Annotated in this window: 13 protein-coding genes and 1 pseudogene; 9 read left to right on the top strand and 5 right to left on the bottom strand. The window is 68.5% G+C overall.

Annotated features, from left to right (window positions below; all coding sequences use genetic code 11):
- Positions 1-9: 9 nt before the first annotated feature.
- From JW364_RS04685 to JW364_RS04675, 3 genes are read right to left on the bottom strand one after another with little or no spacing between them, the layout of a single operon-like run.
- Positions 10-1,053, bottom strand: a complete 1,044-nt coding sequence (locus tag JW364_RS04685) for an ABC transporter ATP-binding protein (protein WP_068970769.1) — start codon at positions 1,051-1,053, stop codon at positions 10-12.
- A complete protein-coding gene (locus tag JW364_RS04680; RefSeq protein WP_205334088.1) occupies positions 1,050-2,705 on the bottom strand; it encodes an iron ABC transporter permease in 1,656 nt (551 codons plus the stop codon). The genes JW364_RS04685 and JW364_RS04680 overlap by 4 nt, the downstream gene beginning before the upstream one ends.
- A 7-nt stretch (positions 2,706-2,712) precedes the next feature.
- Entirely contained in the window at positions 2,713-3,780 is a 1,068-nt protein-coding gene (locus JW364_RS04675) for a thiamine ABC transporter substrate binding subunit (protein ID WP_068970770.1), read from the bottom strand.
- 299 nt (positions 3,781-4,079) lie between these two features.
- On the opposite strand from JW364_RS04675, the gene JW364_RS04670 reads away from it, so the two are divergent.
- From JW364_RS04670 to JW364_RS04650, 5 genes are all read left to right on the top strand, one after another.
- Positions 4,080-4,910, top strand: a complete 831-nt coding sequence (locus JW364_RS04670) for a hypothetical protein (RefSeq protein ID WP_058252518.1) — start codon at positions 4,080-4,082, stop codon at positions 4,908-4,910.
- A gap of 243 nt (positions 4,911-5,153) precedes the next feature.
- Positions 5,154-5,810, top strand: coding sequence for a GAP family protein (locus JW364_RS04665; RefSeq protein ID WP_068971193.1), 657 nt, complete (start codon positions 5,154-5,156; stop codon positions 5,808-5,810).
- A 234-nt stretch (positions 5,811-6,044) separates the two neighbouring features.
- Positions 6,045-6,947, top strand: a complete 903-nt coding sequence (locus JW364_RS04660; protein WP_068971190.1) for a hypothetical protein — start codon at positions 6,045-6,047, stop codon at positions 6,945-6,947.
- A gap of 52 nt (positions 6,948-6,999) precedes the next feature.
- Positions 7,000-8,283, top strand: a complete 1,284-nt coding sequence (locus JW364_RS04655; protein WP_068971191.1) for a lipase family protein — start codon at positions 7,000-7,002, stop codon at positions 8,281-8,283.
- Positions 8,280-8,942 (top strand): lysoplasmalogenase family protein, encoded by a 663-nt coding sequence (locus JW364_RS04650; protein WP_065632625.1) that lies wholly within the window; start codon positions 8,280-8,282, stop codon positions 8,940-8,942. Before JW364_RS04655 ends, JW364_RS04650 begins: the two co-directional genes overlap by 4 nt.
- 1 nt (position 8,943) lies before the next feature.
- Here the strand turns inward: JW364_RS04650 and JW364_RS04645 are convergent, their stop codons facing one another.
- On the bottom strand, positions 8,944-9,489 hold the full coding sequence (locus JW364_RS04645; protein ID WP_083207512.1) for a hypothetical protein: 546 nt from the start codon (positions 9,487-9,489) through the stop codon (positions 8,944-8,946).
- A gap of 49 nt (positions 9,490-9,538) precedes the next feature.
- On the opposite strand from JW364_RS04645, the gene JW364_RS04640 reads away from it, so the two are divergent.
- Both JW364_RS04640 and JW364_RS04635 read left to right on the top strand, forming a co-directional pair.
- On the top strand, positions 9,539-10,126 hold the full coding sequence (locus JW364_RS04640; protein WP_065632624.1) for an HhH-GPD-type base excision DNA repair protein: 588 nt from the start codon (positions 9,539-9,541) through the stop codon (positions 10,124-10,126).
- Between the two features lie 69 nt (positions 10,127-10,195).
- Positions 10,196-11,149 (top strand): hypothetical protein, encoded by a 954-nt coding sequence (locus JW364_RS04635; protein ID WP_068971192.1) that lies wholly within the window; start codon positions 10,196-10,198, stop codon positions 11,147-11,149.
- A 27-nt stretch (positions 11,150-11,176) separates the two neighbouring features.
- Here JW364_RS04635 and JW364_RS04630 read toward each other — a convergent pair whose 3' ends face one another.
- Positions 11,177-12,994 carry an HNH endonuclease signature motif containing protein gene (locus JW364_RS04630; RefSeq protein ID WP_137809048.1) on the bottom strand — a complete coding sequence of 606 codons (1,818 nt, stop codon included), beginning with the start codon at positions 12,992-12,994 and terminating at the stop codon, positions 11,177-11,179.
- A gap of 435 nt (positions 12,995-13,429) precedes the next feature.
- Here JW364_RS04630 and JW364_RS04625 point away from each other — a divergent pair.
- A protein-coding gene (locus tag JW364_RS04625; RefSeq protein WP_137809049.1) for an IS3 family transposase occupies positions 13,430-14,724 on the top strand; the annotation gives its coding sequence in 2 pieces (ribosomal slippage) (positions 13,430-13,703 and positions 13,703-14,724; 1,296 coding nt in all).
- A gap of 3 nt (positions 14,725-14,727) precedes the next feature.
- A pseudogene (locus JW364_RS04620) lies at positions 14,728-14,860 on the top strand (DDE-type integrase/transposase/recombinase); the annotation flags it as partial.

The following is a 14,860-nucleotide window of genomic DNA, read 5'->3' as shown; positions in this document are numbered from 1 at the left end:
CACGCGGCGTCACGACCCGATCACCGCGACCCGTTCCGGCACCAGACGCATCCGCACCCGGTCGCCGATCGCGACGAAGGCATCGGTGACCGCATCGATCTCGCCGACCGGGGTGTCGATGCGCACGCGCGGGCCGGCCGGGAGTTCGGCGACGAGCACGACGGTCGCCGTCGTTCCCGGCCTCTCCGGCGCATCGGACGGCGTGGGTCCGATCGCCACCGACTCGGGCCGCAGGCCGAGCCGGCACGGACCGTCGGGACGATCCAGCGGCATCTCACCGAGGACGGTCTGCGCGACGCCCGACCGGACCTGGGCATCGACGACGGTCGTGGCGCCGAGGAAACGCGCGGTCCACTCGTCGACCGGGTGTCGCCACAGCGCCGCCGGAACGTCGGTCTGGATCATCACCCCGTCCCGCATGACCGCGATCTCGTCGGCCATGGTGGCCGCCTCGGCGTGGTCGTGGGTCACCACCATCGTCGGCACGCCGGCCGCTCGGACGATCTCCGAGATCTCCACGGCCAATTCGTCTCTCAACCGCCGGTCGAGCGCGGCGAGCGGCTCGTCGAGCAACAGCAGACGCGGACGCGGGGCCATGGCACGCGCGAGCGCGACCCGTTGGGCCTGGCCGCCCGACAGGGTCTCGACGAGACGCTTGTCGTAACCGGTGAGTCCGACGACGTCGAGCATCTCGGCGACGCGATCGGCGATGGCGCGGCGCGACCAGCGCCGCACCTTCAGCCCGTACGCGACGTTCGACGCGACACTGCGCCCGCCGAACAATTGCCCGTCCTGGAAGACGACCCCGAAGTCCCGCCGATGGACCTCGACGCCGGCGAGGTCGCCTCCGCCGAACCGCACCGTTCCACCGACCGGCGACTCGAGTCCGGCGATCGTCCGGATCAGGGTCGACTTGCCGCACCCCGACGGGCCCAGGATCGCGGTCACCAGCGACCCCTCTCCCCCGAGCCGCCACGACAGACCGTCGATGACGGTCTCGCCGCCGTACGCGACCGTGAGGTCGGAGATCTCCAATGAACTCTGCGTGGTCACAGCAGCGGCACCTCCGAGCGGGGCCGGAACGCCTCGACCACGACGACTGCGACGACCGTCGCGATGACGAGGACCACCGAGGCGGCCATGGCGGTGGCCAGGTTCTCGGCCCCCGGGCGGTTCAGAGCGGACCCGATGAGTACCGGAAGAGTGGTCGTGTCCGCGCGGGCGAGGAAGCTCGTCGCGCCGAACTCGCCCAGGGCCATGACGAAGGCGAACCCACCGGCAGCCCCCATCGACCTTCCGACGATCGGCAGGTCGACGGTCGCGAACACGCGAAACGGCGTGGCTCCCAACGTCGCCGCGGCATGCCGCAACCGGACCGGCACCGACTCGAGTGCGGGCATCATGATGCGGATGACCACCGGAATCGCGATGAGGGCCTGGACCAGTGGGATGACCGCGGGCGATGCGGCGATCTCGTACGGCAACGACGCCAGCACGATGAGGTAGCCGAATCCGAGTGTGACAGCACTGATCCCGAGTGGGATGAGCGAGACGGCCGAGCCGATCGCCCCGACGACTCCGTGCGCGCGATGCAGCGCGACGGCGGCGAGCGTACCGACCACCAGGGCGATGGCGGTCGCCGCAGTGGCGGTCACCAGCGAATAGCGCAGGCTCTCCAGGGGTGTCACCCCATTGACGGGTTCGGCCAGTGCGCGGTAGCCGGCGAGGGTCCAGTCGCCGTGGGCGACCGGTCGGACCGACCGCACCATCAGCACCAGGACCGGTCCGACGAGGAGGACTGCTGTCCACGCCCCCACCACCCAGACCGCCGGCCGCGTCCAGCGGCCGCCGGCGACCCTGCGGTTCCGTTCGGCCCGCCGGGCGCCGCCACCCGATCCGCGGCTCGCCGGATCGGCGAACACCCGCGTCAGCAGCAGCGCCGCCATGACCACCACGATCTGCAGCATCGACAGCGCGACCGCCTCGGGAATCCGGAAGTATCCGATGGCCTGCGTGTAGATCTCGGTCTCCAGGGTCCGCAGCTCCCCGGCGCCGAGAATGATCACGACGCCGAAACTGGTGGAACAAAACAGGAAGATCAGCGCGGCCGCCGACGCCGTGGCGGGCACCAGGCGCGGCACGACCACGGTCATGGTCGCCCGAATCCGGCCCGCCCCGAGCGACCGTGCCGCCTCGAGCAGCCGCGGGTCGAGGTTGCGCCAGGCCGCCCCGACGACGCGGACGACGACGGCGATGTTGATGAACATGTGTGCCGCGAGCACGGCCGGCAGCCCGGATTCGATGTGCAGGAACGCCAATGGGCCGGACAGCAGAGAACGGAAGGCGACACCGACGACGACCGTCGGCAGCACGAATGGCACGGTCACCACGACGGCGAGCACGACCGCGGTGGTCCCGCGGACCCGGGCGAACAACCACGCGATGGGTGCGGCGGCGACGAGCGCCAGGACCGTCGAGGCGGCCGCCTGGCCCAGGGTGACGCCCAGAAGCCCCAGGGCGTCGGTGCGGTCGAGCAGTTCGAACAGGCCCACCCCGGAGTCACGGGCGATCGTGACGGCGCGCCGGACGAGCGCGATCACCGGCCAGGCGAACAGCACCACGACGAACAGCGCCGGGACCACCCACAGCGCAACCGGTCCGGCGGCCCGGGCCACCCGGGTCACCACTGTCCCGGCCGGGGTCACCGAGTCGTCACCGGCCGACCGCGGCACGCCACTGATCGAGCCACATCTCGCGGTTCTCCGCGATCGTGGCGGGCGGCAACGACGACATCCAGGCGGGCACCTCCGCGCGCGCCGGCCATCCCGCGGGCAGCGGGGTGTCGCGCTGCACCGGGTAGACATACATCGAGTTCGGGAGTTCTTTCTGCACAGTGGGACTCAGCATGAAATCGACGAGCCTGCGGGCGCCGGTCGAGTTCCGGGTGCCCTTCAGGATGCCGATGTACTCCACCTGCGGGAAGCAGCTGTCGAGCAGCGCGCTCGTCCCGGGCGTCGCCGCCGGCGACGAGGCGTAGGACAGCACGATGGGTTTGTCGCCACGGCCCTCTCCGGCGGTGAAGAGCTGGTTGTAGGCGACCTCCCAGCCCGAGACGATGGTCGCGCCGCCGCCGACGACCTGCTTCCAGTAGTCCTGCCAGCCGTTTCCGAGCGCACCGACGGTGGTGAGCAGGAACGCCGTGCCCGGCGAGGAGGTCGCCGGGTCGGTCACCGCGGTGAGCGAGGCGAATTCCGGGCGGGTCAGGTCGCGGAAGCTCGCCGGTGGGGTCAGAGACCTGGATTCGAACCAACCGTCGTCGATGTTGAGGCACACATCCCCGCGGTCGACGGCCGTGAGCTGCCCCTCCGCGCCGGGCACCGCGAAATCGGCGGCACCGTCGGCCGCGGCGGGTGACTCATAGGACTCCAGGGCGCCGGCGTCGATCGGACGCGAGGCGAAGGTGTTGTCGATGCCGAAGACCGCGTCTCCCTTGGGCGCACCCGGGGTCAGTGACACCGTCGACGCCAATTGCCCGGCGTCCCCGGACTTCACGATCTTCAGGGTCAGTCCGGTCTCCTGGCGGAACCCGTCGATCACCGACTCCGGCAGTTCGAAGGAATCGTGGGTGAGCAGCGTGACCTCGGCGCCCGACGACGAGTCGTCGGCGCACGCACTCGCCGACGTCGCGGCGAGAATGACGGCGGCCGCACCGACCACCAGTCGCGTCAGTCGCGACCTCCCGCGTGGGCGACCCGACGCGTCAGCGCGCAGCTCTGTCACTTCAGACTCCTGTTCGACCGTCCCCGATCCCCGATTCTCCTCATCCAACCAGGTTGCCGCCTGTCCGTTCGATTCAACCGCCCCGACGTCACTTCGATAACAATTGCATCAATTACCACAACAACCCCACCCGTAACAGACCGGCGGTCTGGACAGTGGAACCCGCGGGGGGCTTAGAATGACCCGCGACGACCCGGGTGAGAGGATGGACTGTCCGCTACCCGACACCCGGGCGGATGACACGACCCGCGAGGCGCTGATCGACTGATCGTCGGCGCCACGACCGTTAGGACACACCAGTGCGTTTCTCCCGGCCACTGAGGTTGCGATCCGGCCATGCCCCGCGTCGACTCCGGACCCGTCGACTCCTCGTCGCCGTGTCGGCGCTCGCGGCGGCGACCTCACTCGCGATGCCGATGGCCGCGCAGGCCGCCCCGGCCCCGAAGGTCGACCAGCGCGTGCTGGACTCGCTCGGCGCGTTCGCTCCCGCGATCATCGGCTCCGTGGCGACGCCCGGACCCGACGGCAAGGTCTCGGTCGACCTGCTCCGCCAGGCCCAGTCGTTCGCCGACACCCCCGGTATGCCGGCTGAGGTCAGCAAGATCTGGCGCTCGATCGCCGACTTCCTCGGCGAACCCGGCCGCAAGCAGGCCGCGCGTCAGCTCGCCGCCGAGCCCAAGCCCGGCGATCCCGAGATCCCGCAGGGCCCGAATGCCCCGAAGATCCAGGAATTCCTCTACCCGACCTTCGGCCTCGGCTGCATCCCCGGCGGCGGTTCGCTCGGTCGCGCCCTGGTCACCGCCGGACCGCAGGAGGCACCTGCCCCCGGCCCCAAGCGCGGCGAGAGCGGTTACGTCTACACCTCGCTCGGCACGGGTCCGGCGATCGACAACAAGGCCGCGCCGCTCACGGTCAGCTGGTTCAACGTCGACACCGGTCGCACGGGTACCACGACGCTCAAGCGCAACCCGAAGATCAACGTAAAGGAAGGCCCCGGCACTTTCACCGGTATCTCGCGAACCGGCAAGGGCCGCGTCATCTCGGCGATCCACGGCAACGTCACCACGAAGACGAAGGGCAAGGTCGTCTCCTGCACCATCGTCCCGGTGATCGGGCTCGCGATCATCTGATCTCTTTCTCCTCTCACGACGAAGGCACCCCGGCTCGCAGACGGGGTGCCTTCGTCGTGAGAGGACCTGCGCTCAGGGCGCCACTATCGGAAGGCGCGGCAGATCACGTGAACATCGGCCGAACAGAACGCGAAATGGCATGCAAGACATATCAAGACCGTCCGTCACGCAAACAGTCCGACATTCGCCACTCTCATGGCGTACAAACGTCATCTGTCGGCACCATGTCGTGAGGAGTTCTCGATGGGACCCGTGCTCGGTGAGTTACTACCCCTTGCGGTGGGTGTCGCGGTGTCGCCGATCCCGATCATCGCGGCGATCCTCATGCTCCTGGGACGCCATGCGCGCACGACGAGTATCGGTTTCGCGATCGGCTGGCTTGTCGGCATCGTCGTCGCGGTGGCCGTCTTCGTGGCCCTCGGAAGCGCCGTCGACCTCGACGGATCGTCGTCGAGCACCGGTTGGATGAAGATCGCGCTCGGTGTCGTTCTGCTCGTCGTCGGGTTGCGTCAGTGGCGTTCCCGGCACGCGGAGTCCGCGACGCCGAAGTGGATGTCGGCCATCGACGAGATGCGTCCGGTGACCGCCACGGGTATCGCGTTCGCGCTGGCGGCGATCAATCCGAAGAATCTCGTTCTCTGCGCGGCGGCGGGTGTCTCGATCGCCTCGGGCGCGCTGTCGATGCCGCAGGACGTGATCGCGGTGGCGATCTTCGCACTCCTGGCCTCGACCTCGGTCGTGGTCCCGGTCGTGGGCTACCAGCTCGCCGCGGCCCGCCTGCGCGAACCACTCGACCGCCTCAAGTCGTGGCTGCAGGCGAACAACGCGACGGTGATGGCGGTGCTGATCCTGGTCATCGGAGTCGTGTTGATCGGCAAGGGAATCGGCGGCGCGAGCTGAGCGTGCCGGCGGTGGTCGGCCTCTGTGCGGCGGTCCGAGGCCGTGCTCAAGGGCACTGAACCCGCAGTTCGCCGCGGTTTCGGTCTCTCGCGGATCGCGCCCATGTCACAGGTCGGACTCGCGACTTGCCGGGTTCCGAGTCTTCGTGGTCTCTTGTAACTCGAGTCCCATCTGTCACACCCGCCACACGTGGCGGGTGCTCGGCCGTCACAGCCGGTTGCCCCAAGGAGAGCCATGTCCCTCACGTCTCGGTTCACGCGTTCCGACGCTCCGCGTCGCGTCACTCGCAGCCGCGCGATCCAGCGCTGCGGCGCCTGTCTCATGGGTGTGGCGATCGCGGCGGCCACCCTCACCGCCACCTCGGCACCGGCGGCGGCCGAGCCACTCATCCCCGCCAACCTGCTCGGCGCGCTGTCGATCCCGTTCGACGCCGAGCTGGCCGGGGCGGTCCGGCTGCTCAAGGCCGCGGGTGTCGACCAGATCGCCGTGCAGGCCGCCCAGACGATCATGGGGAGCGCCGGACAACTCTCGGTCGAGGACATCGCCGGGCGTGCGGGAGCTCTCCCGCTCCCCGCGGCCGCCGAAGGCGCACCCGCGTCGGCCGCCACTCCGGTCGCGGCCCCGACCGACCCCATCGCCCTGTTGCGCACGCTCGGCATCCAGACGCTCACCCCGTCGGTGTCGCCGTTCTGTACCGCCCCCACCGCCGACAACCCGCTCGGACTCGTCACCGCCGGAGCAGGCGCCGTGGCGGGTCCTTGGCCCATGAAGACCGACCCCCTGACCCAGCTCAAGCCGCTGCTCGACATGATCCCCGGCGTGAAGCTGCCCGAGAAGCTCAACCTCGTCGAGAAGGGCGAGACCGCATACGCTTTCGTGCCCGCCTCGCCGACGGCCGGTAGCGGCGGCACAATGCAGGTCGCCTGGTTCAACACCAGCACGCTCCAGGGCGGCTTCGCCGATCTCGACCCGATCACCGACCGCACCGCGCTGACGGCGCTGCCCCTGCTGTCCGGGGTCCGGCTGGCACCGGTGAAGACCGGCAGCGGCACCATCCTGTCGGCAGTCTTCGGCAACGCCAGCAACGGTACCCAGAACTGCTGGTTCCTACCTGCCGTCGGCATCGTCAATGCTTGACGCACAACGCTTTTCGCATCCGGTCACGCCTCACAGAACGAACTGACGACACATGAACCCCCACGGCAACACTTCGAAACCACGGAGTGCCCACCTCGCACGCGCCCTCGCGGCCGCAGTCGCGCTAACGATCGTCGTGGCCCCGGCCGCCGTCGGCATGACGGCGACGGCCGCGGCCGAACCTACTCCGGGAACATCGACGCCAGGCGTGGCCGAGCCGTCGGCAGAACCGTCGTCGACGGACAACAGCGCGCCCGCCGACGACAATGCGGGCACCGTCGACACGCGAGGTCCGGGACAGACGCCGGGCGCCGTCTACGCCAATCGCGAACTCCCCCGGGCACGTACGGTAGCGGGCGCCGGGTCCGGAAACGACTTCACGTACTGGAGCACCGGCGCCGACGGCAAGGCCCATCTGTCCTCGGGCGTGTTGATGGTGCCGGGCGGGCGGGCGCCGGCCGGCGGTTGGCCGATCGTCGCCTGGGCCCACGGTTCGCGCGGCATCGCCGACCGGTGCGCACCGTCGTCGCGGCCCACCGCCGAGGACACCGACGAGCTCAAGCGATGGCTCGGTCGTGGATATGCCGTCGTCAGTACCGATTACGCGGGCGTCGGGACCCCCGGCACGCCGCAGTACTACGATCTCGAGGCCACTGCCCGCAACATCGTCGACGCGGTGCGCGCCTCTCGGGACATCGCCGACAACCTGTCGCGCTCGTGGGCAGTGGTCGGCGAGGGCCAGGGAGCCGCGGCCGCGATCACGCTGGCCCGACTGGCCCCGACCATCCAGGGCGGCAAGCTCGACTTCAAGGGTGCCGCGGCGAGTTCGATTCCCGCCCAGTTCGGTTCGCTCGTGGCCAATCTCGGGCCGTCGTCCGCGGCGATGCCGTCCGGGCTGGCCGCCGACGCGCTGTACACGCTGAGCGCGATCCGCAACGCGCAGTCCGACCTCGATCTCGACGCCTACCTCACCGACACCGGCAAGAAATGGCTGACCAAGGCCGCCGCGTCGTGTGTCACCGAGTTCGCGCGTGAGGTGGACGGTCTCGCCATCGGCTCGCTGTTCACCAAACCGCTGTCAGGGAACACCGAACTCACCGCCCTGCTGACCAAGGCGACCGAGCTGCCCACTCGCGGCTTCGAGCGTCCGGTCCTGATGACGCAGACCCTGCAGGACACCTCCGTCGTCGTACCGCTCACCCTCAAGTACCTCAACGACGCCCGGGTCGGCGACAGAAAGGTGTCGGCGCGTACCTATCTGACGCTCGACGGTGCCCAGTCGAAGCGGTTCTCCGACAACGACATCCGCGCGTTCGTCGCCCGCGTCCTGCGGTGAACCGAACGTTCCGGATCGCCTATGCGGCCACTGCCGCGGCAGCGACGATCGCCGGGTCGGCCGGTGATCGACGCAGCGCCGCGATCACCAAACCGCTGCCGATCGCGCTTCTCGCGGCGCGGGTGGCCGCCGGAGCACGACGCCGCCCGGTCGCCGACACCGTCGCCCTGGCGTCCGTCGTCGGGTTCTCCGCGCTCGGCGACCGGTTCATGTTGCAGGAGGAATTCGAACACGACGACCCGGCCACGAAGGATCGTTTTCTCCGCAGGGGTGCAACGTCTTTCGCGGGCGCACAGTTGAGCTACGCGGTCGCGATGTGGCGTGCCGGCGCACGACCGACGGTTCGGTCCGTCGCGCCGCGGGTGGGCGTTCTCGCCGAGTCGGCGACGGTGCTGAGCCGACACCGCCCTGCCCTGCTGCCGGTTCTGGGGACGTACGGCAACACGCTCGCGACGATGTCGGCGCTGGCGGCGGACGTGCCGACGCCGCAACCGCGCTTGCGGGCGGGCGGGTGGTTCTTCCTGCTCTCCGACCTCGCGATCATCAATCGACGACACCTGGTCACCGACCCTCGACTCCGGGTGGCCGGCGAGGCCTGGGTGCTCGCAAGCTATTTCACCGCGCAGTACCTGCTGATCGGCGGACTCGCCGACCGGTGAGTCAGGCGACCGCGCGGCCCGAGCAGGTCGAGTACTTCGGATTGGTCATCGGTAAGAAGGCCAGCGCACCGATCTTCTGGCGGATCGTGAAGGCGACGGGACCGCTGCCCGGATGGATGTCGACCTGCCATTTGATGGTGTACCCGCGGCCCGGAACAGTGGTGACGCCGGTACGTCCGGTCCGCAGGTTCCGCCACGACACCGACACCTCGTAGGTGTATTCGAGGGCCACTGCTCGGGCACGGTCGGTGCCGATGAGCGCGATGACGGGTCCGGGTAGTCCGTCCGCGGGGTGCCGGATCTGGTTGAACACGTCCACGCGGACCTTGACCGTGCCTGCCGGCCACGGGTTGACGCTGTCGCACCGCAGGGTGGTGACGTAGTTCGCCCCGTCGTCTGCCGGTGCGGCCCCGGCGGCTCCAGTACCGAACAGCGACACGGCCAGCGCCAGCACGGCGCCGGCCACCGTCGCGACCGTTCCCACTCCGACGCGTCCCCGCCGACGTCTGCCGTTCTCGAAGCCGACCGTGTTCTCCCCGCTCATCATGGGGGCAGTCTAGAGCCGCACGCGGGTGCCGTCTGCCAGAATCGACCCCATGCCGAAGATCCAGATCGCGCAGGAACCCGCGGCCGACGAACTCCTGTCGAACGATTCGTTCGCCCTCCTCACGGGAATGCTCCTCGACCAGCAGTTCCCGATGGAACGGGCCTTCGCCGGGCCGGCCAAGATCCGTGACCGGTTCGGCACGATGGATCCGGTCGAGATCGCCGACGCCGACCCCGAGGCGTTCGCCGACCTGTGTGCCACTCCCCCGGCCATCCACCGCTACGGTCGGTCGATGGCCGGCCGGGTCCAGGCGCTCGCGAAAGTCGTCGCCGAGGAGTACGGCGGCGACGCCGCACGCATCTGGACCGAGGCCGCCGACGGCGCGGACCTGATGAAGCGATTGCGCGCCCTGCCCGGGTTCGGCGACCAGAAGGCAAAGATCTTCGTCGCGCTCGTCGCCAAGCAGCTCGACGTCAAGCCGTCGGGCTGGACCAAGGTCGCCGGCGACTACAGCAAGAAGGGGTTCCGGTCGGTGGCCGACGTGACCGGCCCGGATTCGCTGCAGAAGGTCCGCGACTTCAAGAAGGCGGCGAAGGCCGCCAAGGCGGCAGAGGCACCGGCGACCGGTGCGCGGTAGCGACACCGCCCTTCGAAATCACCGAACCCTCGCCCCGAACGCCGGTCGGTTGGCCTAGGGTCGGAAAGCATGGAGTCCCTTCCGGATCGGCCGCCACCCGACCGTCGCCGCGTCGACCGTAGACCGGTGGCCACGGCGGACGCGGGCCGTGCGCTCGTCGAGATGCCGTTCCGACTCGGTTTCGCGGTCACCGGGGTGGTGCTCAGTGCAGCCGAGTCCGCAGTCGCCATCGCCCGTATCACGGCTGGGAGCGTGCAGAACGAGATCGCACTGGCAGTGGGCGTCGACGCCGACGAGCTCGGATCACTCCGGACGCCGCTCGCTCTCCTCAACCAGCTGTCCGAACTACTCGGCCCCGAGCGGCCGTTCGGCAGGATCCTGGCCAACGGCGGTCCGCTGGAGCGACTGCTCGATCCCGGGGGTGTCGTCGACCGGCTCACCGCCCCGAACGGTCCGCTCGACAAGCTCACCGCCGAGGGCGGACTCCTCGACCAGGTCGCCGAGGAACGAGGCATCCTGGTGCGCCTCACCGCGAAGGGTGGACCGCTGGACCGGTTGACCCGGCCGGGTGGCGTGGTCGACCAGTTCACCGAGAACGAGGGCATCCTCGAGCGCCTCACCTCCGAGGGCGGCATCGTCGACAAGTTGACCGCGCCCGACGGTGTGCTCGAGAAGGTGACCGCCGCGGGAGGCATCCTGGACCGGCTCGCCGAGGACGACGGCCTGCTCGATCAGCTCCTGGGCGAGAACGGCGCGGTCGAGCGTGCGATCGCACCGGGCGGGCCGCTGGACCGGATCTCCGAGCTCACCGAGGTCATCGGGCAGCTCGGACCCAACCTGCTCGCCATGCAGGAAACGGTCCACGAGCTCGCCGAGACCGTCGACCTGCTCAACCAGACGGTCGCACCGCTCGGCGGTCTCGCCGAACGACTTCCCAAACGCCTCACCCGTCCGCCGAAGGGGTCGGGCGGCAATGGACACGAAGACGCTCCGGCGGACACGAACGGGTACCCGCGGAGTTAGCCGCCACAGGCCACGCCGAGCGCCGGGTCAGAATGGCGGGGGCTCGTCGTCGTGGGTTGTCGCTTGATGGTGGGCTGCCTCGTTCCGGGCGCGGCGGTTAGCTTCGCGCTGTTTGTTGTTGCGGGCACGTTCTTCTCGCCGCTTCGCGTGTTTGGCGGCGGTGCGTTCGGTGATCGTGCGCGGTGGTCGGCCTTGCTGTTGTCTGCCTTGCCGTTCGGGCACGATGATCCGCGGTGTCGGTGGGGCTTTCGCGGCTTGTTCGAACCGGATGCGACGCAGGTTGGGGAAGAGGTCTTCGAGGGTTTCGGCCTCGCCGGGGATCACAAAGCCCTCGGGCGTGACGTATTCGGTGACCAGGCGGCCCTCGTCGTCGCGGTACTGCACATCGGTCCAGTCACCGTGGGTCTTGTGGAGATGACCGGGACGGCATTTGGCGTTGAGGTTCTCACTCGAGGTCGCACCCCCGCGTGCCGGCCGGGCGTGGTCGTACTCGGCGACGTGATCGACATCGGCGGTGAATGCCGAACGCGTGCAACCCGGCTCGGTGCAGTAGCCGTCGCGCACCCGCACGAACTCCGCGCACGCACTTGTCGGACGATACGGGTCACCAGGCAGGGCAGCCGGGTAGACCACCACGACCTCCGACGACACCGGCTCCGCCGACGATGAGGCCGAAGTCGGGGGCGTCGACGCGTCACCCGCGCCGCCGGCGTCGGTGTTGGTGTTGGTGTCGGCGTCATCTGTAGCCTGCTGTGGCGCGGCGATGTTCGCCGTACGCGTGGTGTCGTCGTCGTATCCGCCCTCGCCGGTCGCGGCTGGGCCGCCGGCGACGACCTGCGACGGTGGTGTGCGGACCGGGGTGACCGGCCTGATCGTCGCGTCGGGCCGGGCGGCAAGGTCGCGCACATGCTCGTCGGAGATGACTCCGTGCCCGTCGACCCAGCCGGGTCCGGACCCCCCGGCCAGGGTGTCGGCGTCGGTGACCACGTGAATCACGATCTCGGTACTCGCCGCCGCACCGGCAGGATCGACTGGTGTTGTGGTGCAGTCGGACTGACCGCACGCACACGTGAACGCTGTTCGGGTGAGCAACGCGTACATGGCGTCGGACTTACGTTCCCCGAGGGTGCGGCCATCCCGGTCGCAGACGGATGCGGCCAACTCCCGTACCGAGGCGTTGGAAGCTCGGATGTTCTCGGCGGCCATGACCGCGGTGATCTCACCGGTGCCGTCACCGTGGTTCTCGGTCCACACCCCGCGTTTGTCGAGCGCTTCGCGGCGCCGTTCCCGGACGGCGTCGGCGTCGTGGCCGAAGACCAGGCGGTCGATCATGTCGCGCAAACCGGACGTCGACCACGACCCGGACCGGGAGCGCAGCAGGTCGGCGATCGATTCGTCGAGCACCTCGATGATCCGGCGGCTGGCGGGGTCGTCGGGGTCGAGAAGGTGATCATCGGACACCAAGTGCGTGCGTCCGATGATCTCCCGGATCTGGTGCGGCCCGATGACACCGTCGCGCAACGTCTCCAACACCCGCGGCAACCGGTCACGCAGACACAGCGCCTCGTCGACCAGCATCCCCGCCCGGTAGCGGGTGATCCCGGCCTCGCGCGAGACCCGGGCGACGATGTCACCGAAACCGTCGGAGACGTAACTGTTGCCGACAGTGGTCAACAGCCGATCGCAGAGCACCAGGATCGTCTGGTAGCGGCACCACGCCAGATATGACTCGCCCGCGCGGATCGACCCCAGGCGCTGCATATGGGTGGCGGTGTCGGCTTCGGCCGGGCGGGCAGGATCGACCCCGGCGAGGAACTCGCCCGGCAGATCCGTCCATGCCCCCACAGTGACTCCCCCAAAGTCGTTGCCGCCCGGCCTGGTTGACCGGTCCAACTGATACATCCAAGGTAGACCCGACCACCGACAAGAATTCGCACCCGACGATCAGCCCTCGACATCTGGCTATGGTCGGCGGCGCAGATCACGTCGAATTCGCTGGGAGCGGGGACATTGGTCGCCAGGCCCTTCGTGACGCGGCCCGGCCGCCGTCGTGGATCACGAAAGAACCGTTGTGCGCGGCGCGAGCCCTTCTACTGCTCCCTGAGCCTGGATCTTTCATGTGGGGTTGTGTTTGGTGGGGTTGTGGTGTGGGCGTGCGGGTTTTCCGGCGTTGTGTCGCCGGTTCTTCGTTGTCCTGGGTTGTCGGGTGGGGGCTGCGGTGACCGGGTGAATCACCCCTGGTTTGATGCCGCTTCCTTCTGAGTCAGGAAGGATGAGCTCATGCCTAAAAAGATCGATCCAGAGGTCCGTTCGAGGGCTCTGCGGTTGCTGGAGGCCCACGGCGGCGAGTACACGTCGTTGACTGCCGCTGCCGAAGCGATCGCTAAGCAGGTCGGTGTCGGCGGAGAGACGGTACGCGGGTGGGCAGTGCAGGCACAGGTCGATGCCGGCGCCCGCTCCGGGACCACCTCGAAGGAGTCCGCCGAGATCAAGCGTCTCAAGGCGGAGAACAAGCAGTTGCGAGAAGACGTTGCCATTCTGAAGGCGGCGACAACTTTCTTCGCGGGGGAACTCGACCCCCGCAACCGATGATCGTGGCGTTCATAGATCAGATGCGCAGCAACGGTTTTGCGGTCGAGTCGATCTGCCGGGTCCTGCGTGAGCAGGGCTGCATGGTTGCCGCACGAACCTACCGGGCATGGCGAACACGAATGCCTGCTGCTCGTACCGTCTCCGACGCTCACGTCGTCGATGCGGTGCGCAATGTCGTCTGGCGCACCGATGACGACGGCCGACGGAAGATGACTCCCGAGGGCCTCTACGGGCGGGTGAAGATGCGCGCCCATCTGCACCGCACAACACTGCCTGGGGTGTCCTACGGCGCTGTTGATCGAGCAATGAAAATGCTAGGCCACAACGGAATTCGAAGATCCAAAGGGGTCCGCACGACCGTCCGCTCCGCTGACGGTGTACGCGCGGAGGATCTGCTGAACCGACAGTTCAGTGCCGCCGAACCCAACCGGGTCTGGGTGACCGATTTCACCTACTGCCGGACATGGGCCGGGTGGGTGTACGTGGTGTTCATCATCGACGTGTTCTCCCGTCGAATCGTGGCGTGGCACGCATCGACATCGAAGACAGTCGAGCTGGTGACGGTCCCGCTTCGGATGGCGCTGTGGCAGCGCAAGCGGGAAGGGCATCCGGTGAAAGCCGCTGAGCTGATTCACCATTCAGATGCGGGAAGTCAGTACACATCGGTTACACTGACTGAACGTCTGCGACTCGAAGACATCGCGGCGTCGATCGGAACGGTCGGGGACGCCTACGACAACGCGCTGGCCGAGTCGGTGAACGGCTTGTACAAGACCGAATTCATCCGGACCACGATCTTCCACTCCGGTCCGTACAAGACAGTCTCCGACGTCGAGTTCGCGACCGCTGGTTGGGTCGACTGGTACAACAACAGCAGACTGCACTCGAGTATCGGCCAGATCCCCCCGACCGAGCTCGAAACGCTTCACTACGCTGGCCTCGGCCCCGAGGACCAGCCCAATTGGAGGCGGCACAGAACCTAGGGTGATTCAGGCTGGGTGTACGCGGCGTTCGTCCTGGACGTGTTCTCGCGGATGGTCGTCGGCTGGCAGGTCTCGACCACCATGCACACCGACCTCGCCCTCGACGCCCTGAACATGGGATTGTGGGCACGGTCGC

Source organism: Gordonia sp. BP-119 (genome assembly GCF_016924115.1).
GTDB lineage: Bacteria > Actinomycetota > Actinomycetes > Mycobacteriales > Mycobacteriaceae > Gordonia > Gordonia hongkongensis.
Note: the sequence above shows the minus strand (reverse complement) of the source record. Positions and strands in the feature narration are given on the sequence as shown.

Bases quoted from the DNA above. Each gene is read 5' to 3' on its own strand.
- JW364_RS04665 (WP_068971193.1), top strand. From the start codon at position 5,154: ATGGGACCCGTGCTCGGTGAGTTACTACCCCTTGCGGTGGGTGTCGCG.
- JW364_RS04660 (WP_068971190.1), top strand. From the start codon at position 6,045: ATGTCCCTCACGTCTCGGTTCACGCGTTCCGACGCTCCGCGTCGCGTC.
- JW364_RS04655 (WP_068971191.1), top strand. From the start codon at position 7,000: ATGAACCCCCACGGCAACACTTCGAAACCACGGAGTGCCCACCTCGCA.
- JW364_RS04645 (WP_083207512.1), bottom strand. From the start codon at position 9,489: ATGATGAGCGGGGAGAACACGGTCGGCTTCGAGAACGGCAGACGTCGG.
- JW364_RS04640 (WP_065632624.1), top strand. From the start codon at position 9,539: ATGCCGAAGATCCAGATCGCGCAGGAACCCGCGGCCGACGAACTCCTG.
- JW364_RS04635 (WP_068971192.1), top strand. From the start codon at position 10,196: ATGGAGTCCCTTCCGGATCGGCCGCCACCCGACCGTCGCCGCGTCGAC.